17 protein-coding genes and 2 pseudogenes are annotated in these 21,691 nt (G+C 72.3%); 11 read left to right on the top strand and 8 right to left on the bottom strand.

Going from position 1 to position 21,691, the window contains the following annotated elements; all coding sequences use genetic code 11:
- Positions 1-87: 87 nt before the first annotated feature.
- The 3 genes and pseudogenes from ACH4FX_RS31890 to ACH4FX_RS31880 form a co-directional block, all read right to left on the bottom strand.
- Positions 88-582 (bottom strand): GNAT family N-acetyltransferase, encoded by a 495-nt coding sequence (locus ACH4FX_RS31890; RefSeq protein WP_398484848.1) that lies wholly within the window; start codon positions 580-582, stop codon positions 88-90.
- A 204-nt stretch (positions 583-786) separates the two neighbouring features.
- Positions 787-1,481 (bottom strand): annotated as a pseudogene (locus tag ACH4FX_RS31885) (alpha/beta fold hydrolase).
- A gap of 676 nt (positions 1,482-2,157) precedes the next feature.
- Positions 2,158-2,301: a hypothetical protein gene (locus tag ACH4FX_RS31880; protein ID WP_398484846.1), complete on the bottom strand. Its 144-nt coding sequence runs from the start codon at positions 2,299-2,301 to the stop codon at positions 2,158-2,160.
- A 270-nt stretch (positions 2,302-2,571) separates the two neighbouring features.
- Here ACH4FX_RS31880 and ACH4FX_RS31875 point away from each other — a divergent pair, with 270 nt between their 5' ends.
- Positions 2,572-3,987 (top strand): DEAD/DEAH box helicase, encoded by a 1,416-nt coding sequence (locus ACH4FX_RS31875; RefSeq protein WP_398484844.1) that lies wholly within the window; start codon positions 2,572-2,574, stop codon positions 3,985-3,987.
- Between the two features lie 388 nt (positions 3,988-4,375).
- Positions 4,376-4,690, top strand: a pseudogene (locus ACH4FX_RS31870) (transposase); the annotation flags it as partial.
- A 14-nt stretch (positions 4,691-4,704) separates the two neighbouring features.
- Here ACH4FX_RS31870 and ACH4FX_RS31865 read toward each other — a convergent pair.
- The gene (locus ACH4FX_RS31865; RefSeq protein ID WP_398484842.1) at positions 4,705-5,421 is read right to left on the bottom strand and encodes an SDR family oxidoreductase; all 717 of its coding nucleotides are present in this window, start codon (positions 5,419-5,421) and stop codon (positions 4,705-4,707) included.
- Between the two features lie 72 nt (positions 5,422-5,493).
- On the opposite strand from ACH4FX_RS31865, the gene ACH4FX_RS31860 reads away from it, so the two are divergent.
- Positions 5,494-6,309: a helix-turn-helix transcriptional regulator gene (locus ACH4FX_RS31860; protein WP_398484840.1), complete on the top strand. Its 816-nt coding sequence runs from the start codon at positions 5,494-5,496 to the stop codon at positions 6,307-6,309.
- Between the two features lie 264 nt (positions 6,310-6,573).
- Here the strand turns inward: ACH4FX_RS31860 and ACH4FX_RS31855 are convergent, their stop codons facing one another.
- On the bottom strand, positions 6,574-7,848 hold the full coding sequence (locus tag ACH4FX_RS31855; RefSeq protein WP_398484838.1) for a tyrosinase family oxidase copper chaperone: 1,275 nt from the start codon (positions 7,846-7,848) through the stop codon (positions 6,574-6,576).
- 1,509 nt (positions 7,849-9,357) lie between these two features.
- Here ACH4FX_RS31855 and ACH4FX_RS31850 point away from each other — a divergent pair.
- From ACH4FX_RS31850 to ACH4FX_RS31820, 7 genes are all read left to right on the top strand, one after another.
- Positions 9,358-10,545, top strand: coding sequence for a cytochrome P450 (locus ACH4FX_RS31850; RefSeq protein WP_398484836.1), 1,188 nt, complete (start codon positions 9,358-9,360; stop codon positions 10,543-10,545).
- Positions 10,546-10,596: 51 nt separating this feature from the next.
- Positions 10,597-11,811 (top strand): cytochrome P450, encoded by a 1,215-nt coding sequence (locus ACH4FX_RS31845; RefSeq protein ID WP_398484834.1) that lies wholly within the window; start codon positions 10,597-10,599, stop codon positions 11,809-11,811.
- A gap of 442 nt (positions 11,812-12,253) precedes the next feature.
- Positions 12,254-13,549, top strand: a complete 1,296-nt coding sequence (locus ACH4FX_RS31840; protein WP_398484832.1) for a PP2C family protein-serine/threonine phosphatase — start codon at positions 12,254-12,256, stop codon at positions 13,547-13,549.
- A gap of 472 nt (positions 13,550-14,021) precedes the next feature.
- Complete coding sequence (locus ACH4FX_RS31835; RefSeq protein WP_398484830.1) at positions 14,022-14,579, top strand: PadR family transcriptional regulator; 558 nt, start codon at positions 14,022-14,024, stop codon at positions 14,577-14,579.
- A 107-nt stretch (positions 14,580-14,686) separates the two neighbouring features.
- Positions 14,687-16,408, top strand: a complete 1,722-nt coding sequence (locus ACH4FX_RS31830) for an acyl-CoA dehydrogenase family protein (protein ID WP_398484828.1) — start codon at positions 14,687-14,689, stop codon at positions 16,406-16,408.
- 144 nt (positions 16,409-16,552) lie between these two features.
- Positions 16,553-16,864: a hypothetical protein gene (locus tag ACH4FX_RS31825; RefSeq protein ID WP_398484826.1), complete on the top strand. Its 312-nt coding sequence runs from the start codon at positions 16,553-16,555 to the stop codon at positions 16,862-16,864.
- 278 nt (positions 16,865-17,142) lie between these two features.
- Entirely contained in the window at positions 17,143-17,538 is a 396-nt protein-coding gene (locus ACH4FX_RS31820) for an STAS domain-containing protein (protein WP_398484824.1), read from the top strand.
- Between the two features lie 6 nt (positions 17,539-17,544).
- Here ACH4FX_RS31820 and ACH4FX_RS31815 read toward each other — a convergent pair whose 3' ends face one another.
- The gene (locus ACH4FX_RS31815; protein ID WP_398484822.1) at positions 17,545-17,958 is read right to left on the bottom strand and encodes an STAS domain-containing protein; all 414 of its coding nucleotides are present in this window, start codon (positions 17,956-17,958) and stop codon (positions 17,545-17,547) included.
- A 171-nt stretch (positions 17,959-18,129) separates the two neighbouring features.
- Positions 18,130-18,636 (bottom strand): STAS domain-containing protein, encoded by a 507-nt coding sequence (locus ACH4FX_RS31810; protein ID WP_398484820.1) that lies wholly within the window; start codon positions 18,634-18,636, stop codon positions 18,130-18,132.
- Positions 18,637-19,135: 499 nt separating this feature from the next.
- Between ACH4FX_RS31810 and ACH4FX_RS31805 the strand changes: the two genes are divergently transcribed.
- The gene (locus tag ACH4FX_RS31805; protein ID WP_398484819.1) at positions 19,136-19,555 is read left to right on the top strand and encodes an ATP-binding protein; all 420 of its coding nucleotides are present in this window, start codon (positions 19,136-19,138) and stop codon (positions 19,553-19,555) included.
- A gap of 117 nt (positions 19,556-19,672) precedes the next feature.
- Here the strand turns inward: ACH4FX_RS31805 and ACH4FX_RS31800 are convergent, their stop codons facing one another.
- Positions 19,673-21,628: a hypothetical protein gene (locus ACH4FX_RS31800; RefSeq protein WP_398484817.1), complete on the bottom strand. Its 1,956-nt coding sequence runs from the start codon at positions 21,626-21,628 to the stop codon at positions 19,673-19,675.
- Positions 21,629-21,691: the final 63 nt, after the last annotated feature.

The following is a 21,691-nucleotide window of genomic DNA, read 5'->3' as shown; positions in this document are numbered from 1 at the left end:
CCGGTGAGGCGACGGGCCACGGGCGAGGCCGGGCAGCGCGATGGTGCCGCAGTCTTCCCGCAGACGGCCCACCGACAAGATCAGGGCCTATGGCTGGAGGTCGCGCTGGTACCAAGTGCCTGGCTTGCCGCCGAGGTCGGCCGGGGCGGCAGGGCCGACCGGGACGAACCCGGCCTTGACCAAGACCCTCTGGGACGCGGCGTTGTCGTGGGAGGTGGCCGCCCACAGTGTGCGCAGGTCGTGCATCGTTGTCGCCATCCGGCACAGCTCCCGGACGATCGCGGTCGCCACGCCGCGGCCGGCGATCCGCTCCGCGACCCGGTAGCCGAGCCTGGCAGTGCCGTCCTCCACGTCGTACAGGTTGAATCGGCCGAGTACCGAGCCGTCCTCGGCGACGAGCACGTAGAAGGCGCAGATGCCGGCCTCCTGCTCGGCCAGCGAGGAGTTGTACCAGTCGGTGAACTGGTTGAAGAAGTCGTCGCCGCGGTCGGAGATCGAGGCGGCGAAGTAGGCACGGTTCGCCAGCTCGAAGGCCAGGACCGCCGGGGCGTGGCCGGCATGCAGCCGCTTCAGCTCGGGCATGGCCCCGACCGTACTCAGATCGTGCGCTGAGGCCATCCGGGTTTCCGCCAGCGGCAGACAGCCCCCTGTCGTGGCGCTCAGGGCGACTGATCGCCAGGAGCGCGTGCACCGCCGGTGCTTGGCCCGCCTGACCCCTCAGGGGGCGGGGCAAAGAATTGCTTGTTCCGTTCTGCGAGCGAATGTGGCTCGTTTGCGAAAGCAGTGTCAGGCACCGAGAAAAGACCGGACGGCTCGGGCGAACTCCTGCGGACAGTCGAGGTGGAGGAAGTGATCGGCTTGGAGCTCTATTGCGTGGGTGCCGGGGCGACGGTGAACCATCGCCTGTGCCTGGGCAGGACTGACCACGGTGCTTCGAGCCCCGTACAGCAGCAGAGCGGGACAGTCGCTCGCCTGCCAGTCGGCCCAGTGATCGCCTTCATTGTGCGTATAGGAATCGATAGTGTCCTGAGGGTGGAACGGCAGCCGCCAAGAGCCGTCGGGGAGCTGCCGCAAGGCATCAGCGAATATCGGCCCGGCCGGGCCGAGGGCCGCGACCAACTGTTCGGGGGAGTCCGCCCGGTAAGGATAGTCGCTCAAGAAGAGGAACGGATTCGCGCCCTCCGTAATCCCCATCTCGGCACCGGCGTCCTCCACCACGAGCGCGCTCACCCGGTGCGGATGCCATGCGGCCAACTGGTAGGCGTTGAGCCCACCGAGTGAGTGCCCCAGAGCCACGACCGGTCCGGCCGCGAGATTTTCGAGCAGCGCCACCGCATCGTCGACATATCCCTCGCGCGTGTACTCCGGTGCCCGGTCGAATCGCCGTGGCCGCGCCGATCGGGCGCGATGACGCGCCACTCAGGGGCCAGGGACTGCGCGAGAGGGGCAAAGGTGTGCCCTTCGTCGAGGTGCCCGTGCAAAGCGAGCAGCAGTCGTCCGTTTCCACCGAAGCCCAGGTGGGACAGATGGCGGCCGTCCAGGTTCAACCCGGCAGCACAGGGTGCAATGGGGTGGCGTTCACTGCGGGGCTCCTCGATGGTGTGCCCGGCGCGTTCCCGGCTGTTCTGTGCACCGTACGCCTTGGCGCTTACGACGCACCCAGGTGCATGCCCATGGGTTTTCCGCCGGCCCTGACGACGAGCGGGGCCGTAAGGCCGTCGGGCTCAGAGCGGTCGCAAGCGTTGCGCTGGTCGTGCTCCACCAGTGCCTGGGCGGGGGTGTCGCCATCACGGCCTGCCTCGCTACCAGCCTTCGCGCTGCTTCAGGGCGGCGGCCAGCTCAGCCGGGTTGCCGAACGCGTCGCCCAGCAGGTGGCTACCCGGGTACGTGCCGAACACGGAGTTTCCATCGGTAGTAGCAGGACCAGTAGCTCACCGGCCGACGCTCGGTCCGCGCGAAATACCCCGGATTCCGTGCGATGAAGTACTCGTATTGCAGCCGCCGGACAGACCGCTTGGAGGGCAGGGCCGGACGGGGCGAGCGGCTGTGGATCGTGGGCGGCACCCTGAGCGTGGTCTGCGACCGCATGGTGAGGACATCCTCGCGAAACTGCTGCGAGGCCGGAGCCTGTCGTGTTTCCGGCCTGGCCCGGCACTGTCAGGGTGTGACCGTGCCGGCGACGGCGCGTACAGCAGCACGGGCCTGGTCATCCAGCACCGCAAACGCCCCGGTCGGCCGCTGCTGAAGGGCGAGGAAGAAGCCAGCACCGAGCACCGTGAAGTCCGCGTGCGGGTCGAGCATGTCCGCGGCCGGATGAAGGACTAACGCGTCGGCGGAGAGCCCGGTCAGACATGCCGGAATGCCCCTCAGCTCGTGTCGCGTCGCCGACGCAGTCGGAGCGGTCGGTACCACGGGGCCGGGCCGCATTGTCACTTTGTGTTATCCTCCATTGTTCGGGCGGCTGTGGCGGCTGGTGATCCGGTCCGTCGGGCCCCTTCTTCGTCGGCTGCTCATTTCTTGTCATTTCCTGCCGGGCCTTCCTCGGTACGTTCCCCATGCGGAAGGCTCTCCATGGATCATCCAGACCACCTCGGCACCTCCTGCGGCGACCTCGCCCAGCCGGTGCCCCTCACCCCGCCACTGCCCCGGATCGCCTCCTTCGCTGATCTGGACTTGCCGGCCGAGGTCCTGCGAACGCTCGCCGAGTGCGGTGTGCGCGAGCCCTTCCCGATCCAGGCGGCCACGTTGCCCAACGCCCTCGCGGGACGGGACGTCCTGGGGCGCGGGCGCACCGGGTCGGGCAAAACCCTCGCCTTCGGCCTGCCGCTGCTGGTGCGGACGGCCGGGCGGCGCGCGGAGCCGAAGCAGCCCCTCGCACTGATCCTGGTGCCTACCCGGGAGCTGGCCCAGCAGGTCACCGAAGCACTCGCGCCGTATGCCGACGCGCTCCGGCTGCGGATGGCCGCGGTTGTCGGCGGCATGTCGATCGGCCGGCAGGCCGCTGCGCTGCGCGACGGGGCCGAGGTTGTCGTCGCCACCCCCGGCCGCCTGCACGATCTCGTCGAGCGCAGGGCCTGCCGCCTGGGGCGGGTACGGATCACTGTCCTCGACGAGGCTGACCAGATGGGTGACATGGGCTTCCTGCCTCAGGTCACCGAGGTGCTCGACCAGGTACGCGGCGACGGCCAGCGGATGCTGTTCTCCGCCACCTTGGACCGCGATGTCGACCACCTGGTCCGGCGCTATCTTCATGACCCCGCCGTCCACTCGGTCGACCCGTCCGCGGGCGCGGTCACGACCATGGAACACCATGTACTGGTCGTCCATGGCCCCGACCGGTATGCGGTCGCCACGGAGATCGCCGCCCGCGACGGCCGCGTACTGCTCTTCCTGGACACCAAGCACGCGGTCGACCAGCTCACCCGGCACCTGAGAGCCAGCGGGGTGCATGCCGCTGCCCTGCACAGCGGTAAGTCCCAGCCGCAGCGCACCCGGACTCTGGCGCAGTTCAAGAACGGCCAGATCACCGTCCTGGTGGCGACCAATGTCGCGGCCCGTGGCCTGCACGTCGACGACCTCGATCTCGTGGTCAACGTCGACCCGCCCACCGACTCCAAGGACTATGTGCACCGCGCGGGCCGTACCGCCCGGGCCGGCGAGTCCGGCCGCGTCGTCACCTTGGTCCTCCCGGGCCAGCGCAGCGAGACGAGCCGCCTGATGGCCGAGGCCGGCATCGAGCCGACGACCACCAAGGTGCGCTCGGGTGAGGCGGAACTGAGCCGGATCACCGGGGCCAAGGCCCCCTCCGGCACCCCACTCGACGGTGGAGCCACCGCAGGCCGGGCCAAGAACACCAACGTCCCCTTCCGCGGCCTGGGTACGAGCAAGGGGGGCTCCCGCGGCACCGGCGGTAAGTCGAGAAAGGCCAGCGAGGCCCGAAAGCTTGCCGAGGCCCGCAAGGCGGCCCGGGTGCGCCGCGGCGGCTGAGAGCAGGACCGACTAACGGAGGCACGGCCGCGGTGGCCCGCGCCGGCTATGCGGCGTCGCCCGACGGCGGTATGACGGCCGGGACTCCGGTGCCCGGCGTTCTCGCTTCTCGACCCCACCGCGCGAGCCACCGGCTGCCCCAATCGCCCCCGGCAGCCGAGAAAGAACCGCAAAAGACCGGAACCCTTTCCGGGACCAGGTGAACGCACAGCACCTCGGAGGAACAGGGTTCGCCGGCTGCTCGCCGCGCGACACGTGAGAGGTCTGTTTTGTCGCCTCGGGTTCTCCGACCCCGTTCGGGAGCTGCCCCGGCCCTCTTCCTTCACTCTGTGGCAGCCAATGCACGGCCCGTGTAAGAGGTCCCGCGGATAGGCGTGGTGTCTGGTGTCCCGACGACGTCGCCGTCCACCTGGACACCGGCTACGACTCCGACAAGACCCGCGTCCTGCTCGATGAACGCGGCCTGCACGGCCGGATCGCGCGCAGAGGCGAGAAGGCGCCGATCCAGGCACGTCAGAGGTGGTACGTGGAGGGCACCCATGCCTGGCAGAACGCCTTCCACCGCCTCGCCCGCTGCTACGAGAGCCGGGTCGCCGTCATCGACGCCTTCTTTGACCTCGCCGACGCCGTCACCACCGTACGTAGGCTGATCCGCCAGGCATGGACGGCCCCCCGCTGGGACATCCGTCCCCGATGCCGCCCATGGCTGGTCACCCATCACCAGGGCACAGGCGTTCCGTCCCAGGAGAAGAAGCCACCGGTGGGGCCGTCGTCCGGCAGCAGGGCCAGGCGGAGGGCACCCTGCGCTGCCTCGGCCGGGTCGCCGCCGGCAGCGGCGGCCCGGGGGTTGAGATCGGTGGCCCGCAGGCCGGGGGCGAGCGAGTTGACCTTGAAGCCGTCCTCGGCCAGCGTCTGGGCGTAGAAGACGGTGAGGGCGTTGAGGGCGGCCTTGGACGACCGGTAGGCGGCGGCGCTACCGCTTCCCGGGGTGAATTGGGGGTTGGGGTTTGTGCTCCAGGTCAGCGACGCGGTGCCACTGGAGACGTTGACGATGCGCGGGTGCGGGGACCGGGCCAGGGCGGGCAGGAACGCATTGGTCACCGCCATCACCCCGAACACGTTGGTCTCGTACGTGCGCCGGATTTCCTCGACGGGGGTGTCCGCCGGTGAGGCGGGTGACGGTGCGATGCCGGCGTTGTTGACCAGCACGTCCAGGCGTTCCACCTGAGCCGCGGCTTGTGCGATGCCGTCGGGATCCGTCACGTCGAGGACCAGCGGCCGGGCGCCGGCACCGATCTCCTCGACGGCCCGCTGTCCGCGCCCCGGGTCGCGGGCGCCCACGTACACGGTGAGGCCCTCGGCCGCGAGCAGCCGGGCGATGTGCTTGCCGATGCCCTTGTTGGCACCGGTGACCAGAGCTGTGCGATCGTTCATGGAAACTACGGTCCCCTGGCGGTGGGCGCCCTGCCAGGGACAGCCTGTACCAGGCACGCGGCAGGAGGTGGCATGGCGCGGCAGGAACTGGCCCGCTTCCTGCGGGACCGTCGGGCGGGCTTGCGTCCGCACGAGGCCGGGCTGACGACGACGGGCACCGCCCGCCGCACACCGGGCCTGCGCCGCGAGGAAGTGGCGGAGCTCGCCCATATGTCGGTCGACTACTACACGCGGCTGGAGCAGGCCCGGGGACCGCGGCCCTCGCCCCGGATCCTGGGCGCGCTGGCCCAGGCCCTGCGGCTCACGCCGGCCGAGCGCAGCCACCTGTTCCGCCTGGCGGGATCGGACGCGCCGCCCGGCAGCAACGCCGTGCGGCGGGTGCGCCCGCACGTGGCCCGGATGCTGGAGCGGCTACCGGAGACCGCTGCCATCGTCACTGACGCGGCGTACGGCGTCGTCGCCTGGAACTCCCTGGCCCAGGCACTGCTCGGCGGCGACCTCGCACGCGGGACGACGAACCTGGCCCGGCGCCGCTTCCTGGCCCAGGGACGGATGTACGAGAGCTCCAGCGCCGAGGAGTTCGGGCACATCGTGGTGGCGCGGCTCCGCCGGGCCGCCGACCGCTACCCGCACGACCCGCAGGTGACCGCCCTGCTGGCCGAACTGCACGCCGGCAGCGAGGAGTTCAGGCACATCTGGCAGACACATCCGGTCCACGCTCCCGGGCACCGCACCAAGACCATCGACCACCCGGAAGCCGGCACGCTGCGGTTGAACTGCGACGTCCTGCTCGTGCCCGAGGACGACCAGGAAGTCGTCCTGATCACGGCCGACCCCGGATCACCTACCGTGCGGGCCCTGCACAGGCTGGCCAGGCAGACGACCTGAAACGAAAGACGCCGACAGGTCTCTCCAGCGGCTACAGACCGTCGCAACTACATCTTCACCGGGACCGTGCCCACCTTGCTGCCGAGGCATTCCACGCCGCCTATCCGCGCGATCGTCGCTGCGAGGTTCGGTTGCCTCTCCGAGGTACGCCCCGGACGCAACGCGCCTCGGGCCTGACCAAGCGGCCGGTTTCGCAGCGTAGCGACCAGGCAGGCCACTGTGGACGCGTCGGGCGCGGTGCCAGGGCGGTCTTCCGCGCCGTGCTCAGAGGTCGTAGCGGTAGTACCGCGTGTGATCGAGGAGGTCGGCGGGCGTCATCGTGTGCCAGGGGGCCAGTGGGGTGTGGAGGCCGGGTACGTCGCGCGTGGGCTCCAGCGGAAGGTAGTGGGGGACGCCGGGGTGCCGGCGCTGCCAGTCGGCCCAGGCCTTGTCGATGAAGCAGTGATGGAGGTAGAACACCGGATCGTTCGGCGAGCTGAGATACCCCATGTGGCCGCCGACGAAGCCGTGGGCGGAGCCGTGCAGCTTGCCCCAGTCCCGCTCCCACGAGAACTTCGCGTAGCCCTCCAGGTGGTTGCGGAAGCTGCGGTAGGGAGGGGCATCACCGCTCTCGTGGTTCCACGGCGGGCAGTCGTAGACGGGCAGCGCGAGGGCGTCCTCCAACTGGCGGGCCGTCGAGAGGGCGCTGGGAGGGCGCATCGCGCGGGTGAGGAAGTCCCGGTCGTCCTGGGTGTAGTGACCGTTGGCCCACCACAGGTCATGGCCGGTGGGCCGGACGCTGACCCCCAGCCGCCAGCCGTTGCGCCGGGCGAAGGGGCCTGTCGTCACCTGCCGGTCGCCGGGCCGCCCGTCGCCGCCCATGAAGTCGTCGGCCCACAGGGGCGAGTCGTGGCCGCGATCGCGCGTCCAGTCCCAGTACGGGAGGGTGACACCGGGGTCGACCGCGCGCAGCGCCTGCTCGAAGTGCAGCAGGAACTGCCGATGCCACGGCAGCAGGGACGGGGTCAGGTGCGCGGTGCGCAGGCCGTGGTCCCGGTGGATGTAGTCGTGGGAGTTCGCCCGTACGTGGATGGCGACCAGCGCGTCGTACACGCCGCTTCGTTTGGTTTCCAGGACGGCCTGTATGAAGCGGTGACGTTCCCGCGCGGTCAGCGTCAGGTAGTTCCTGCGGACGTGTGGGTGGGCCGGGGGCGTGGGAGCGGACGGCACCACGGGCTGCGGCCATGAGCGGGGCGAGGGGAGCGGCAGCAACTGGGCGCCGCGCAACTGCCGTACAGCGTGGCGTGCGGCTGCCAGCGGCGACCGGTCGAAGCCGTAGTGGCACAGCGGGGACAGGTAGGCTTCCTCGCCCATCCGTATCAGTTGCAGCTCACGGCCGTCGATGCGCACCCGGAGGGCGCCGTGCGCGGCTTCGATGCGGATCGTGCGGCCCAGGTACCGCTCGGTGTACGGCCGAGGGCCGCGCGAGTCGGCGGCCGCGGGCAGCAGCGCCGCGACACCGGCCGCCGTAGCGCCCACGATCACGTCGCGTCGTCTCACCGGGCACTCCTTCGTCCGCAGGCCGCGGGACCGACCGCAGCTTCACCTCCGCGAACACGGACGCCCGTGCGAGGTGCCGGCGCCAGAGCGCTGCACGTCCGCCAGGGTGCCGGCACACGCCTCGGGCCGCGCTCGTCCTCTCCAGTGGACCGTAGGCGGCAGCGTCGCGCCCGGCGCGGTAGCCCGTATGGAGGTCCGGCAGGCGTCGACGCCCAGGTTCCCGGCGCATATACGGATGATCTATCCCATAGCGCTGCTGACCAGCTCTGACACTACTCATCGCCGGACGGGCGATCATGCGGAACACCGACGAGACGGCCACGACGGGGCTTCGGAGCGCCGAACTCCGCTATCCAGGGTTCGGGAAAGCGCGCCATTCTGCCTCCGAGGGCCGCACATGGCCGCTCAGAGGCGCACCGGCCCGGCTACGGGGTTGCGGGGCAGGGAGCTGGGGTTTGCAGGGCGAATCGGCCAGAGAGCGTCTCCGGGAAGGCGGTCAGAGCGTTGCACTGGGGCAGGACGGTGGCGGCCGGTCGGGCAGCGATACATCGGTGGCGGCCTGGGCGCGCGCTTGGCGTGTGCCCGCAGCATGCGGCGGGTGTGGTCGGCTTGGACCAAGGCGCGGTCCGGGAATCGGGAATCGGCGCAAAATTCGGCGTGAATGCGGAACGCACGGGCCGCCGCCCGTAGACCGGGAAATGTGGCGGTGACGGGCGGCGGACAGCAGATCGCCTACGCGGGGTGCCCGGTCAGCCGGTGCCGTTCCAGGATCGCTGGAGCGTCGCGTACGGCATCCGCGGCGATCAGTTTCTCGTGTGTGCCGGTTCCAGGTGTCTGCCCAGCTCGACGCGCTGTCCGTGCCCAGGACGGTGTCCAGCCCCTCCGGCGGCCGGGGCGCCCAGCCGGTCCCGAGCGGCGGCGCGTTTCGTCCGGGCCACCGAAAAAAGAGCCAGTTGGACGGCACGGAAGTTTCGCCCGTGCCGTCCAACTGGTTGCGGTTGACCGGGCACTTCGCGAATCGGAGAGTGGAGCGAACGGTCCCGAAATCGCGGAACCTCGCCCGGTCCGTACCGATGCGGTCCGTACCGATGCGGAAAACGCGGCATGCACACCGTTTCTCGGCTTGATGTCTTCCGGTCGTTCCGGAGGTTTTCGTGCCCGGTGCCGGTGCTCGTACGGGGTGCGTGCGGGTGGGTCCGGGTGCTGCCGAATTGAGGGGGAGGAATGAACGGTCAGATGTATTTCCGTGCGACTTTCCCCGCTCCGGAAATGAGTGTCGGCGGGGCTGGGATGGGCGCGGTGCATCCCGGCCGTACGGAAATGTCCCCGCCCTTTCCGCCCTTTCCGCGCGAATGCAGCGGGCCGGACCGACTCGGCGCCGGTCACCGGCCACCCTCCGTCCGGGGCCGGCGCCGTCCTTGAGGTGAGCGGCCACCTGGCACCCGCCGCCGTCGCCGCGTTCTGCCATGGCGGCGGCCCGCAGTCGACGACGGAGAAAGGGACGACAGGATGACTGACCCCCAGCAGACGCCCGTCCACCTGCGCCGGGACCGCTTCGACCCGGTGCCCGAACTGTGCCGGCAGGTCCAGGAGGCGCCGCTGGCCGCGGACGGCATCCAGTTCGGGATCTTCGGCCGGGTGAAGTGGGTGGCCACCGGAGAGGCCGAAGTACGCGAGATCCTCGGCGATCTGAAACGTTTCAGCACCGGGCTGCCGGTCAACGAGGAGGGCGATACCGGTATCCGCGCCGCGCCGGGCAACCTGCTGCAGTGCGACCCGCCCGACCACACCCGGCTGCGCCGGATGGTGGCACCGGAGTTCACGGCGCGGCGCACCCGCATGCTGCAGCCGCGCGTCACCGAGGTCGTCGAGGAGTGCCTGGACACCATGGAACGCGCCGGGCCGCCGGCCGACTTCATGCGGCACTTCGCCTGGCCCATGGCGGGGCTGATCACGTGCGAGCTGCTGGGCATCCCGCGGGACGACCGGGTGGAACTGGCGCGCTACCTCGATGTCTCCCAGGACGAGAACGCGCCCCCGCAGCACCGGGCCGCCGTCGGCAAGGCGTACTGGAAGTACATGGTGCAGCTCGCGAAGCGGCAGCGCCGCAGCCCGGGCGACGGCCTCTTCGGCCGCGTGGTGCGCGAGCACGGCAGCGACATCAGCGACGAGGAACTGGCGGGCGTCGGCGCGACGTTCGTCTCGGACGGCTTCCTCCAGGTCTCCAGCATGCTCGGGCTGGGCACGCTGGCGCTGCTCGACCACCCGGACCAGCTCCGGCTGCTCCGGGAGCGGCCGGAGCTGATCGACCGGGCCGTGGAGGAAATGCTGCGCTACGTCACCGTCATCCACACCGTCTCGCCCCGCACCGCCCGCGAGGACGTGACCATCGGGGACCAGGTGATCAAGGCCGGGGAGATGGTGGCCTGTTCGCTGTTCGCCGTCAACCGGGCCCAGGGCGGGAGCGAACCCGACGGGTTCGACATCACCCGTGAGGCCGCCCCGCACATGGCCTTCGGCCACGGCATGCACCACTGCGTCGCCGCTCCGCTGGTCAAGCTGGAGATGCGGATCGCCTACCCGGCGCTGCTGCGCCGGTTCCCCACGTTGCGGCCGGCGGTGGGACCGGACGGAATCCGCTTCCGGTCCGCGCAGACGCGGCAGTTCAGCCTGGACTCCCTGCCCGTCGGCTGGTGAGAGGTTCCGGCCAGGCGGGCATCCCCGGCCGGTGGAGATCGAGGAGGCGACATGCCGGAAGACACTTCGCGCCGGTTCGAGCGGGCGCCCAGGGCGGGTTTCGGCCCCGGTGCCTACACCCGCGAGCTGCACGAGAAGGCACCGCTCAGCAAGATCGAGATGGGGCCGATACCGGACTCGGACGCCGGCCGCGCCGCGGTCTGGATGGTCACGGGCTACCACGAGGTACGCCAGGTGCTCGGCGACCACGTGCGGTTCAGCAACAGCTTCGCCTCCGGCCCGCCGGACAGCACCGGTGGCCGCTTCCGGCCGCCGGAGGTCGTCGGGCACCTGATGGACTACGACCCGCCCGAGCACACCCGGCTGCGCAGGATGCTGACTCCGGCGTTCACGGTCCGGCGGATGCGGCAGCTGGAGCCGCGCATCGAGGAGGTCGTGGCGCGCTGCCTGGACGGCGTGGCGAAGGCCGGGCAGCCGGTCGACTTGGTGGACCGGTTCGCCCGCCCGGTCTCGGGCGAGGCGCTGTGCGAACTGCTCGGGGTGCCGCGCGACGACCGTGGCGACTTCGTCCGCTGGGTGCAGTGGCAGCTGGAGATGGACCGGCCGCGCAGGCAGCGGGCCGACGCGGGCGAGGCATCCCTGCGCTACCTGGGGGCGATGGTGCGCCGCCTGCGCAAACAGCCCGACGACAGCTTCATCGGCACGCTCGTCCGCGAACACGGCGACGCGTTCACGGACGAGGAACTGCGGGGTGTGTGCGGCCTGATGATGCTCGCCGGCCTCGACAACGTCTCCGGCATGATCAGCCTCGGCATCCTCGTCCTGCTGCGGCACCCGGACCAGCTCGCCGCCCTGTGCGCCGACGCCGCGTCCGCCGACCGCGTGGTGGACGAGCTGCTGCGCTACCTGTCGGTGGCGCATGCGCCGCAGCGGCGGATCGCCCTGGAGGACGTCACCGTGGCGGACCAGGTGATCAAGAAGGGCGAGCAGGTCATGTGCTCGATCCAGATGGCCAACCGCGACCCGGCCCTCCTCCCGGACGCCGACCGCTTCGACAGCACCCGCGACCCCGTACCGCATGTCGCCTTCGGCCACGGCATCCACCACTGCATCGGCGCCGCGATGTCCAGGATGGAACTGCGCATCGCCTACCGCGCCCTGTGGCACCGCTTCCCCACCCTTCGGCCGGCCGTCCCCGAAGAGGAGATCACCTGCCGTACCAACGCGGTGGCCGACGGCCTGACCAGCCTGCCCGTCACCTGGTGACGGGTGTACCGCCGCTGCCCGGTGGCGGGACGCCGGGCAGCGGCATGACGCGTACGGGATGATTCCCGCGGCACATGGCGGCACGACGTGCCGCCATGTGCCGCGCCCGCCCCGCACCTCCCGCGCGCAGCCGGACCCGCCACCCCTGACCGCGTGTCGGGCAACCTCCTCACGCTCCGGGCCCCGCTCCACCTCATTCCGCCCCGTCGTGCCCCTCCGGCACACGCGCCCGCGTGGCCCCCCGCGCACGCCGTCGCGAACCTCTCCTCGCACGGCATGTGCAAGCGGACTGGCCAATGGGCATATCTCCTGCGCGAGGCGCGGCAGAGGAGACGACCGGCCGGGACGGCCACGCGTATGGTCCTCGCCCCTCGCACCCCCGGCCGCCGGCTCGGCGACGGCGGCCGGGGCCGCGCGGCACCGCGACGCGGGAGGAGAGCGTATGCGTTTGGACCGCGATCGCGGATGGCTGCTGCTCGCGCTGCTCTCCGGCGTCCCGATCGCCGTCGGCGACCTCCTCCTGGGACCCGCGCACAGCCTCGCCGGACTGCTGCTGATCTGCGCGCTGCTCGCCGCCACCCGCCTCGACGGCCCGCGTACCGGCGCCGTCTCCCTGTACGCGCTGCTGCTCGCCGCCGCTGTCGCGGCCCGGGAACACGACGTCGGCGAGCGCGACATGCTGGTGCGCCTGGCCGTACTGGTCCTGGGCGGCGCGTACGCCACCTGGAGCGCGGCCCAGCGCGTCGCCCACGAGCGCCGGCTGACGGAGAGTTCGTCCGTCGCCCAGCGCGCCATCCTCCAGCCCACTTCCTTCCGGCTCGGCAGCACGGCCGTCTGCGCCCGCTACCACTCCGCCTCGCCGCAGGCCCTGATCGGAGGAGACCTGTACGCCTTCGCGCACACCCCCACCGGTCTGCGCCTGCTCATCGGCGACGTCCGCGGCAAGGGCCTCCAGGCGGTACGCCTGGCCGCCGCCGCCATCGGCTTCTTCCGCGACAGCGCCTACACCCACCCCGATCTGCCTGCCGTCCTCGCCGCCACCGACCGGCGCCTGACCCCGATGCTCGGTCCGGAGGATTTCGTCACCGCGCTGGCCGCCGAGTTCACCGGCGCCGCCGGCCCCACGTCCACCCTGGTCCGCCTGGCCAACTGCGGCCACCACCCGCCCCTGCTCCTGCCCGCCGACGGCACTCCCCGCCTGATCGCCCCGGCCGAACCGGCCACCCCGCTCGGCCTGCACCCCGCCCCGGCCGTCCAGGACATCGTGCTCGGCCCCGGCGACCGGATGCTGTTCTACACCGACGGCCTGGCCGAGGCACGCAACGCCCAGGGCGCCATGGTGGACCTCGCCGACCTGCGGCCCGCGTGTTCCCGGGCGGCGCTGGAGGAGGCCGCCGACGCCGTCCAGGACGCGCTGCTGCGGCACACCGACGGCGACCTCGCCGACGATGTCGCCTTCATCCTGGTCGAGGTCTGCCCGACGGCGTCCGACCGGGGCGCCCGGGCACGGTCCGGGACGCGGGACCGCACCGCTCCCGCGGTCGGCGCGGCGCACAGCCCGTGCGATCCGCCCCGTCCTCACCTGCCCCGCTCGGCCGTGGCCCGGCAGGCCCGGAACCTGGCCCGCGCCCGCCACAGCGTGGCGCGTATCGCCCGCGGGGGCGGCGGCCCGTCCGCACCGGCCACCACGGCCGCGGCGACCTCCCGCAGTTTGATGTTGGTGTGCTGCGAGGTGTAGCGGAGCATGTCCCACGCCTGGGCGGCGGTGCAGGCCTCACCGGCCATCAGGATGCCCCGCGCCTGATCGATCTGCGGGCGGCTCGTCATCGCCTCGCGCAGCTGCGCGTTCTCCGACCGCAGCCGCTGCACCTCGTCCGCGGTCTGCTCGGCGGGTGGGTCCGCCGGGGCGCCGGCCTTCCCGGACGTCGATGGTGGGGGAGAAGGGGTGTCCTCGTGGGGGGAAGCGGTTGTCGTGGGGTTGTGGTGGCGGCGGTGGATCACCGGCCGGCCGTGGAAGCGCATGGGGGTCAACTCCTCTCCGGGCCAGCACAGCACTGTCGCGCTCCCGCGACAAGGCCCGTCACGCCACTCGCCGTGTTCCCCGCGGTCCCCGTCCGCGGCCGGCCGCCCCGGCCGCTGACCGGGTGACCCGCGTCTCACCTGCCCGGGGGCGCTTGTCTATGCAACTCGTTGCATAGCAGGATCGGGGCATGGCGCTCGAACACGCGATCCTCGTCTCCCTGCTGGAGAAGCCGGGCTCCGGCTACGAGCTCGCCCGGCGGTTCGAGCGGTCCATCGGCTACTTCTGGACCGCCACCCACCAGCAGATCTACCGCGTCCTCAAGCGCATGGAGAACGACGGCTGGGTGGACGTCCGCGAGGTGCCGCAGCGGGCCCGGCCGGACAAGAAGGAGTACTCCGTCGCCGCCCTCGGCCGGACCGCCCTCTCCCGGTGGCTGCACGAGCCGATCGAGCCGGAGAGCGTACGGCACGACCTCGCCGTGAAGATCCGCGGCGCGGCCTTCGACGACCCGGCCGCCCTGATCCGCGAGGTCGAACGGCATCACCAGGCGCACACCGACCGGCTCGCGCACTATCTCGCGGGGGAGCGGCGCGACTTCACGGGCCCCGAAGCGCCCGCGGCGCCCGACGCCGGGCAGCAGCTCCAGCACGTCGTCCTGCGCGGCGGCATCGCCTACGAGCGGATGACGATCGCCTGGCTGGAGGACGTGCTCGACACGCTCCACCGCCTCCGGACCGGGGAGTGAGCGGCGGCGCGGCAGCCGGCTCCACCGCCACGTCCACCCCTCACGTTCTCCTCATTCCATCCCCACGCTCCACCCCGACCCTCACCCGAACCAGAAAGGCGCGTCCCATGGCCGACCCGCTGCTCTTCAACCCCCGTACGTACGACCCGGCGCACTTCGATCCCGAGACCCGCAGGCTGCTGCGCGCCACCGTCGACTGGTTCGAGGACCGCGGCAAGCGCCGCCTGATCGAGGACTACCGCTCCCGCGCCTGGCTGGCGGACTTCCTCGCGTTCGCGGCCGAGGAGGGGCTGTTCGCCACCTTCCTCACCCCGGCCGCCGCGGCCGGCGGTGCCGAGGACAAGCGCTGGGACACCGCCCGCATCGCCGCCCTCAACGAGATCTTCGGCTTCTACGGCCTCGACTACTGGTACGCCTGGCAGGTCACCATCCTCGGCCTCGGCCCGGTCTGGCAGAGCGACAACGCCGCCGCCCGTGCCCGCGCGGCCGAACTCCTCGGCCGGGGCGAGGTGTTCGCGTTCGGGCTCTCCGAGAAGGCGCACGGTGCCGATATCTACCACACCGACATGCTGCTGGAACCGGACGGCAAGGGCGGTTTCCGCGCGAACGGTGCCAAGTACTACATCGGCAACGGCAACGCCGCCGGACTCGTCTCCGTCTTCGGCCGCCGCACCGACATCGAGGGCCCGGACGGCTACGTGTTCTTCGCCGCCGACAGCCGCCACCCGGCGTACCACCTGGTCAAGAACGTGGTCGACTCCTCGAAGTACGTGAGCGAGTTCCGCCTGGAGGACTACCCGGTCGCCCCCGAGGACGTCCTGCACACCGGGCGGGCCGCCTTCGACGCCGCGCTCAACACCGTCAACGTCGGCAAGTTCAACCTCTGCACCGCCTCCATAGGCATCTGCGAGCACGCGATGTACGAGGCCGTCACCCACGCGCACAACCGCATCCTGTACGGCCGCCCCGTCACCGCCTTCCCGCACGTGCGCCGCGAGCTGACCGACGCCTACGTACGCCTGGTCGGCATGAAGCTGTTCAGCGACCGCGCCGTCGACTACTTCCGCTCCGCCGGGCCCGACGACCGCCGTTACCTGCTCTTCAACCCGATGACGAAGATGAAGGTGACCACCGAGGGCGAAAAGGTCATCGACCTCATGTGGGACGTCATCGCCGCCAAGGGCTTCGAGAAGGACACCTACTTCGCCCAGGCCGCCACCGAGATCCGGGGACTGCCGAAGCTGGAGGGCACGGTCCACGTCAACCTCGCGCTGATCCTCAAGTTCATGGGCAACCACCTGCTGAACCCGGCCGCGTACGAGCCCGTGCCGACCCGCCTGGACGCCGCCGACGACGCCTTCCTCTTCCGCCAGGGCCCGGCCCGCGGCCTGGGCTCCGTGCGGTTCCACGACTGGCGCGCCGCCTACGACACGTACGCCGGACTGTCCAACGTCGCCCGCTTCCGCGAGCAGGCCGACGCCCTGTGCGACTTCGTCGCCACCGCCGCCCCCGACGAGGAGCAGAGCCGCGACCTCGACCTGCTGCTCGCCGTCGGCCAGCTCTTCGCGCTGGTCGTGCACGGCCAGCTCATCCTGGAACAGGCCCGCCTGACCGGCCTGGACGAGGATGTCCTCGACGAACTGTTCGCCGTCCTGGTACGGGACTTCTCCGCGCACGCCGTCGAGCTGCACGGCAAGGACTCCGCCACCGACGCCCAGCAGCGCTGGGCCCTGGCCGCGGTCCGCCGCCCCATCGTCGACGAGGCCCGCTCCGCCCGCGTGTGGGAGCGCGTCGAGGCGCTGTCGGGGGCGTACGAGATGGCCCCGTAGGACCGACCGGGGGGTAACAGCCCCGCCCGTACGTCGGATACTCGGCGTGGGCGGGGTCGCCCGCCGGCGGCCGGGCCGGACCGAACCGGACGACGGAGCAGCCGGCGGAGCGGCGGACATCCGTGACCAGGGAGGTGAACGATCGTGGCCGAGGCGATCAGGGGGTGGATCCTGCCCCACCGCGCGCGCCCGTTCCTGGAGCTGCTGTCCCGCTACGCCGGGTACGACTTCGACGACACGGACTGGGCCGCCGTCGAGGCCGGTGTGAAGGCCACCGACGACGAGGACGCCGACGGCTGGTACTCGTACCCGCTCGTCGGCCGCGGCGACACCCTGGAGGTCCGGCTGGCACACGCGGTCGGCGGCGATGAACTGTCGGTGGTCATCGTGGGCGCGGGCACGTACGAGATGTGCCTGCGCGCCGACACGCTGCTGTCGGCGTTCGCCACCGACTGACCCGGCCGGATGACCGGCTGATCCGTCCGTAATATCACCTGTCGAACGCATGCGCGGAATATCGGCTGATCGGTAGAGATGTGCGGTCGAAGTGCGACAGCCGCCGGGCGGTAATGGTCGGCAGGTGATCGATGGCGGTCTTTCGTGAAAGTTTCATTTATTCGTGAACCTTCTGCTTCGTCTGCGCGTGTGAGGTCCGTAAGCTGCCAGCAGTCCCGGCGCAGGACCGCTGGTGCGGACCGCGCCACCCACGCGCAGCAGCCGAGGAGTTGGCCGCCATGAAGACCCGGTGCCCGGAGCAGAGGGAGGGGTGCCGGGTCGTCCGTCCGGTGGGCGAACTCGACCTGGCGACGGCGACGGCGCTCCGCGACCAACTGAGAGGGAACGATGCTGCACTCCCCGCCCGCGTGGTCGCCGACCTGCGGGACGTGACCTTCCTCGACAGCAGCGGCCTGCACGAACTGCGGACCGCACAGGCCCGGTGCGAGGCGGCCGGCGGCTGGCTGCGCCTGGTCTACGACCACCCGTCCATCGGCCTGCTGCTCCAGCTGACCGGGTCCGCCCAGCAGTTCCCCCGGTACGCCGACGTCGACGCCGCCCGGCACGGTCACCCCGCGCCGGGCGGTGCCCACGCCCCGGCGGCCGGCGAGGGACGGCCGGAAACCGGCGGATGACCCCGGTCAGCCGCCGGGACCGGCGCCCACCGGGTGCGGCGGCGGCCAGGCGGGGCGGTACGCGACGGGCAGGCTGGCCAGGGCCCGGGTGACGGTGGGGAAGACGGCCAGCACCTCCCGGCTGCCGGTGTTGTCCAGCATCCACTGCACCCGGCGGCCCACACAGGCCAGCAGGAGGCGGCCGTGCCGGCGGCTGAGCAGCCAGTGCAGCCCGAGCAGGCAGTTCAGGCCGCGGGAGTTGCAGTACACCAGCGCCGAGCAGTCCAGGACCACGTACCGGTAGCCGACGTCGACATGGCCGCCCATCGTCGTACGGAAGTACTGCTCTCCGGTGTGGTCGAGGGCTCCGCTGACGCGTACCACCGCGCACGCGTCGCAGTCGGCGACCATGTTGACCAGCAACCCGTCAGCGTGCGGCATCTCGCACCTCCGAGCGGCGTCTGCTCCAGCACCCCATGGGCCGGGCAGAACACGCTATCCGTACGGGGGCAGGGGGACCAGGCGGGCCTGCGCCGTAGGCGGGCCCTTGCGCCACCCCGGGCCGGGGTGCGCACGGACCGGCCGTCGCGGCGCGCACCGATGGCGTGGCGCTCAGCCGCCGTGCGGCCGCGTGGTCCCGTACGCGGCGCTCCGGCGGCGGGTGGTGAGCCGGCGGGCATTGCCACGGTCCGGACGGCCGCCGGCCGCCGGGCGGGTGGCTCCGGGCCCGGGCGCGGGCAGCAGCGCGAACGGCCGGGCCAGCGGCACCAGCTGCAACAGGCGGTACACGCACCGGGGCGGCTGGCGCAGATAGGTTTCCCCGCCGTGCGCGGCCACTCGGGACCGCACCTCGCACAGCCACTGCAGACCGCTGCAGTCGCAGAAGGTGACCTGGCTCAGGTCCAGCACCACCGTACGGACGGCCGGTGAGGACACCTGGGACAGGGCAGGGCCGAGCCGCTGCGCCAGCTCCAGATCGAGGTCGCCGCGCACCGACAGCAGCAGCGTCTCCCCGTCCCGCCGCGCACGCCAGCACGGGCCTGTGCTGCGGCGGTACGGGCCGGTGATCCGCCCGCGCGGCCCGCGGTCCTGCCGCCACCAGCGGCTGCCGGATCGCACGAGGCGGCGCGCGGGACCGCGGCCACGGAAGTAGCGTGAGCAGAGACCGGACACAGGCGTCTCCTCGGTCGGTGGACGTACCCCGGCCCCTGGGCGGCCGGGCAGCCGCGGCCGAACACAGTGGGCGGGCCGGCGCTTCCAGGGCGTCGCGTCGGCCTCGTCCGTCGGCCTCATCCGGTGTGATGCCCCCGATTCCGCACCGACAAGCACCCGCCGCGGAGCCGTCCCACCGGAGGCACGCGTACCCCGGGCACCTGAACGGTCGCCGAGTCATGGTGCGATGCCGTCGGCCGGGCGTCGTGCCGCGACGGGCGCCGGTGCGGCCGTCGCCACGGCCGGAGGTGCCGAAGCGGCCGGGTGGGTTCCAGGAGACACGATCCGGCGTCCGTGCGTGGCCGTCACCCGAACCGGGCATGGGTGGTACAGACCAACTGTCACGATCCGGCCACCGAGGCGCGACCGAGGGGCCGACCGGCCCCTGGGGGGAGTGAGCCGAACGTTGCCTACCCGTCGCGCCCGCGTCCGGACGACACGGGCCGAATACCTCTTACCCCACGCCCACGAGAGCGTCCACTGGGCCCGCCGGCTGACCGCCGCCTTCCTGGCCCGCGACACCACCGGTACAACAGCGCCCGCCGACCCGGGGGACGCCTACCTGATCGTGACCGAACTGGTCGCCAACGTCACCCGCCATACCAGCAGCACCTGCCGGCTGCGCCTGAGCGCCGCGCCCGACGTCCTGACGGTCGAGGTGAGCGACGACAGCCCCGACCGCCCCCGCTTCCACCCGCCCGGCGCCGGCGAGGAGAGCGGACGCGGCCTGCTCATCGTGTGCGCCCTCGCCCACACCCTGGACATCCTCGACGACCCCACGGGCGGCAAGACGATCCGGGCCACGCTGAGCGCGGACGGACCGTGACCAGGGCCGTCCGCCACCTGCCCACCCACGCAACACCCGTCGGCCGCCCCGCCCCCGACCACCGGGCGGCGGGGCGGCCGGCGCACCCGCTCGCACGCCCCACCCGGCGGGCACCGGTCAATCCCCCTGGGCCCGGCCTACTTCGGTGATCCGTCCGCCGGTCGCCAGGCGCGCGGTCACCCGCGTCCGCGCGGTCGCGGGAGCCCGTACCGCGATGGCCCGCGCCCGCACCGAAGCTCGCACCGCGCCCGCCACCTCGATCCCGGTGACCGCCCGGCTGCCCGCCGCCAGCAGGTAGTTGTGCCCGGACTCCGCCTGCCACCTGGTGCTCGCGACCACGTGCTGCCCGAACCGGCCGCACGCCGCCGTGGCCCGCTCCCGGGCCACCACCCGCGCCGTCGTGCCGGGCACCGCGAACCGTACGCTCACGTCACCCGGCCCGCGCCAGGTGTCGGCCCGGACGCAGGACCACACCGCACGTCCGCCGCCCTCGGGCAGTGGCTGCGCGGCGAAGTCCCATACGCCGACCGACCGTACGCCGCCGGGCAGGCCCGGGAGGCGGCAGGCCGTACGGGACCAGCTCCGCAGCGCCGCCGTGCCGGTCGCCTCGCGCGGCTGCCGCGGCGGGGTGCCGCCGGGCGGGGGAGTGTAGGTGAGGTGGACCGGCGCGAGGCCGCCGAGGTCGGTGACGAGGAAGGTGTGGTTCTCCATGAGGCGGTCGGCGGAACGGAGTTGGAGAGCCGGCCAGGAGGTGCAGGGGCCGCCCGATCGCGCCGGTGCGCGCACCGGCTCGGTGACGCCCTCCGCCGACATCCGCAGCGGCCGTGCCGGACTGCCGGGCCGCAGCAGGTCGCGCGTGTGCGACTGGGCGACCCACGGAGCGGTCAGGTAGCGCACCGCGCCGTGCGTACGGCTGACGACGAGTGCGGCGGCCGTCGTCACATCGCTGCCGTCCGTACGGGCGACGTCGAGTCGGGCGCGGCCCCCGGGGGACAGGGGCTCGCTGTACCGGACGGTACGCAGCCCGTCGTGGAGCAGAACCACGGCGCTGCCGTCGGCCTCGCCCGCGTACAGGAGCTGGGTGCCGCGCGGGGGAGGGCCGGTGTAGGTGTCAGGGGCACGGGTGACGCGTGTGCCGTGTGGTGGGTGCGCCCAGGCGGCGAGGGCGCGGGCGAGCAGGTCCCGGTCACCGGTCCGTCCGCCGCGGGACGGCCAGACCGTGAAGTCCACCCGCGCGGTGTCGGCCCACTCCTCGCGGGGCACCCGCACCAGGTCCTCGGGGGCGACCGGGGCGGCGCCGACGACCGGGCGCGGAGGCTGCCGTCCCGAGGGCGAAGCGGTGGCGGCCAGCACCACCGCACCGACCGCGACCACCGCCGCCACCGCCCAGGCGAGGCGGAAGCGCTGCTTGCGGCGCAGCAGGTCGGTGGGCCGGGTCTGCACCACGCACGCGTCGAACTCGGCCGAGTCCAGCAGGGTCCGGGCCGCCGCGACGGCCGGTGTGCCGAGCTGCTGCGCGACCCGCAGGGCACGGTCCGGGCGGCGCGCGCCGGCCGCGTCGAGCAGCGCCCGGACCTGCGCCTCGGGCAGCCCGTCCGCACGGCACAGCACGAACGCCGCGCGCACGTCGGCGGAGAGCCCGGACAGCGCCTGGCCCAGCGCGATCTCCTCCCGCCCGCCGGCGCGCGGGAACAGCCGCAGCCCCCACACCATCGGCAGCATGGGCCGCAGCGCCCGCGGCGGCGGCAGCCTCCCCGGCCACCGGCGCGGGCGCCGCTCGTACGCCAGCGCCGCGCGCAGCACCCGCTCCCGCACCCACGCCGACCCGTGCCGCTCGGCCCCCAGGCGCTGGGCCGGCACCCGCGGGGCGGCCCGGCGCAGCCGGAACCCGGGCAGCGCGCGCTGCACCAGGCCGTGGGCGGTGAGGACCCTGCGGTGTCTGCCGAGCGTCGGCGGGAGCGTGAGGTAGGCGAGGCGGACCAGGCCGGTGTACTGCTCGGCGAGGCGGGCCTCGGCTTCGTCGAGCGTGATCCGTGCACGGCCGTCCGGGGAGCGGCGTCGGGATGTGACCATGGAGCGGGGCGCCTCCCAAAGGCCGGCTGCGGTACATCACTTCCCTCCATCAAACGAGTGAAC

The organism is Streptomyces sp. NPDC018019 (genome assembly GCF_044327805.1).
Taxonomy (GTDB): domain Bacteria; phylum Actinomycetota; class Actinomycetes; order Streptomycetales; family Streptomycetaceae; genus Streptomyces.
Note: the sequence above shows the minus strand (reverse complement) of the source record. Positions and strands in the feature narration are given on the sequence as shown.

Excerpts from the sequence above, each read along its gene's own strand:
- ACH4FX_RS31890 (WP_398484848.1), bottom strand. The coding sequence starts at position 582 with ATGCCCGAGCTGAAGCGGCTGCATGCCGGCCACGCCCCGGCGGTCCTG.
- ACH4FX_RS31880 (WP_398484846.1), bottom strand. The coding sequence starts at position 2,301 with ATGCTCGACCCGCACGCGGACTTCACGGTGCTCGGTGCTGGCTTCTTC.
- ACH4FX_RS31875 (WP_398484844.1), top strand. The coding sequence starts at position 2,572 with ATGGATCATCCAGACCACCTCGGCACCTCCTGCGGCGACCTCGCCCAG.
- ACH4FX_RS31865 (WP_398484842.1), bottom strand. The coding sequence starts at position 5,421 with ATGAACGATCGCACAGCTCTGGTCACCGGTGCCAACAAGGGCATCGGC.
- ACH4FX_RS31860 (WP_398484840.1), top strand. The coding sequence starts at position 5,494 with ATGGCGCGGCAGGAACTGGCCCGCTTCCTGCGGGACCGTCGGGCGGGC.
- ACH4FX_RS31850 (WP_398484836.1), top strand. The coding sequence starts at position 9,358 with ATGACTGACCCCCAGCAGACGCCCGTCCACCTGCGCCGGGACCGCTTC.
- ACH4FX_RS31845 (WP_398484834.1), top strand. The coding sequence starts at position 10,597 with ATGCCGGAAGACACTTCGCGCCGGTTCGAGCGGGCGCCCAGGGCGGGT.
- ACH4FX_RS31840 (WP_398484832.1), top strand. The coding sequence starts at position 12,254 with ATGCGTTTGGACCGCGATCGCGGATGGCTGCTGCTCGCGCTGCTCTCC.
- ACH4FX_RS31835 (WP_398484830.1), top strand. The coding sequence starts at position 14,022 with ATGGCGCTCGAACACGCGATCCTCGTCTCCCTGCTGGAGAAGCCGGGC.
- ACH4FX_RS31830 (WP_398484828.1), top strand. The coding sequence starts at position 14,687 with ATGGCCGACCCGCTGCTCTTCAACCCCCGTACGTACGACCCGGCGCAC.
- ACH4FX_RS31820 (WP_398484824.1), top strand. The coding sequence starts at position 17,143 with ATGAAGACCCGGTGCCCGGAGCAGAGGGAGGGGTGCCGGGTCGTCCGT.
- ACH4FX_RS31815 (WP_398484822.1), bottom strand. The coding sequence starts at position 17,958 with ATGCCGCACGCTGACGGGTTGCTGGTCAACATGGTCGCCGACTGCGAC.
- ACH4FX_RS31800 (WP_398484817.1), bottom strand. The coding sequence starts at position 21,628 with ATGGTCACATCCCGACGCCGCTCCCCGGACGGCCGTGCACGGATCACG.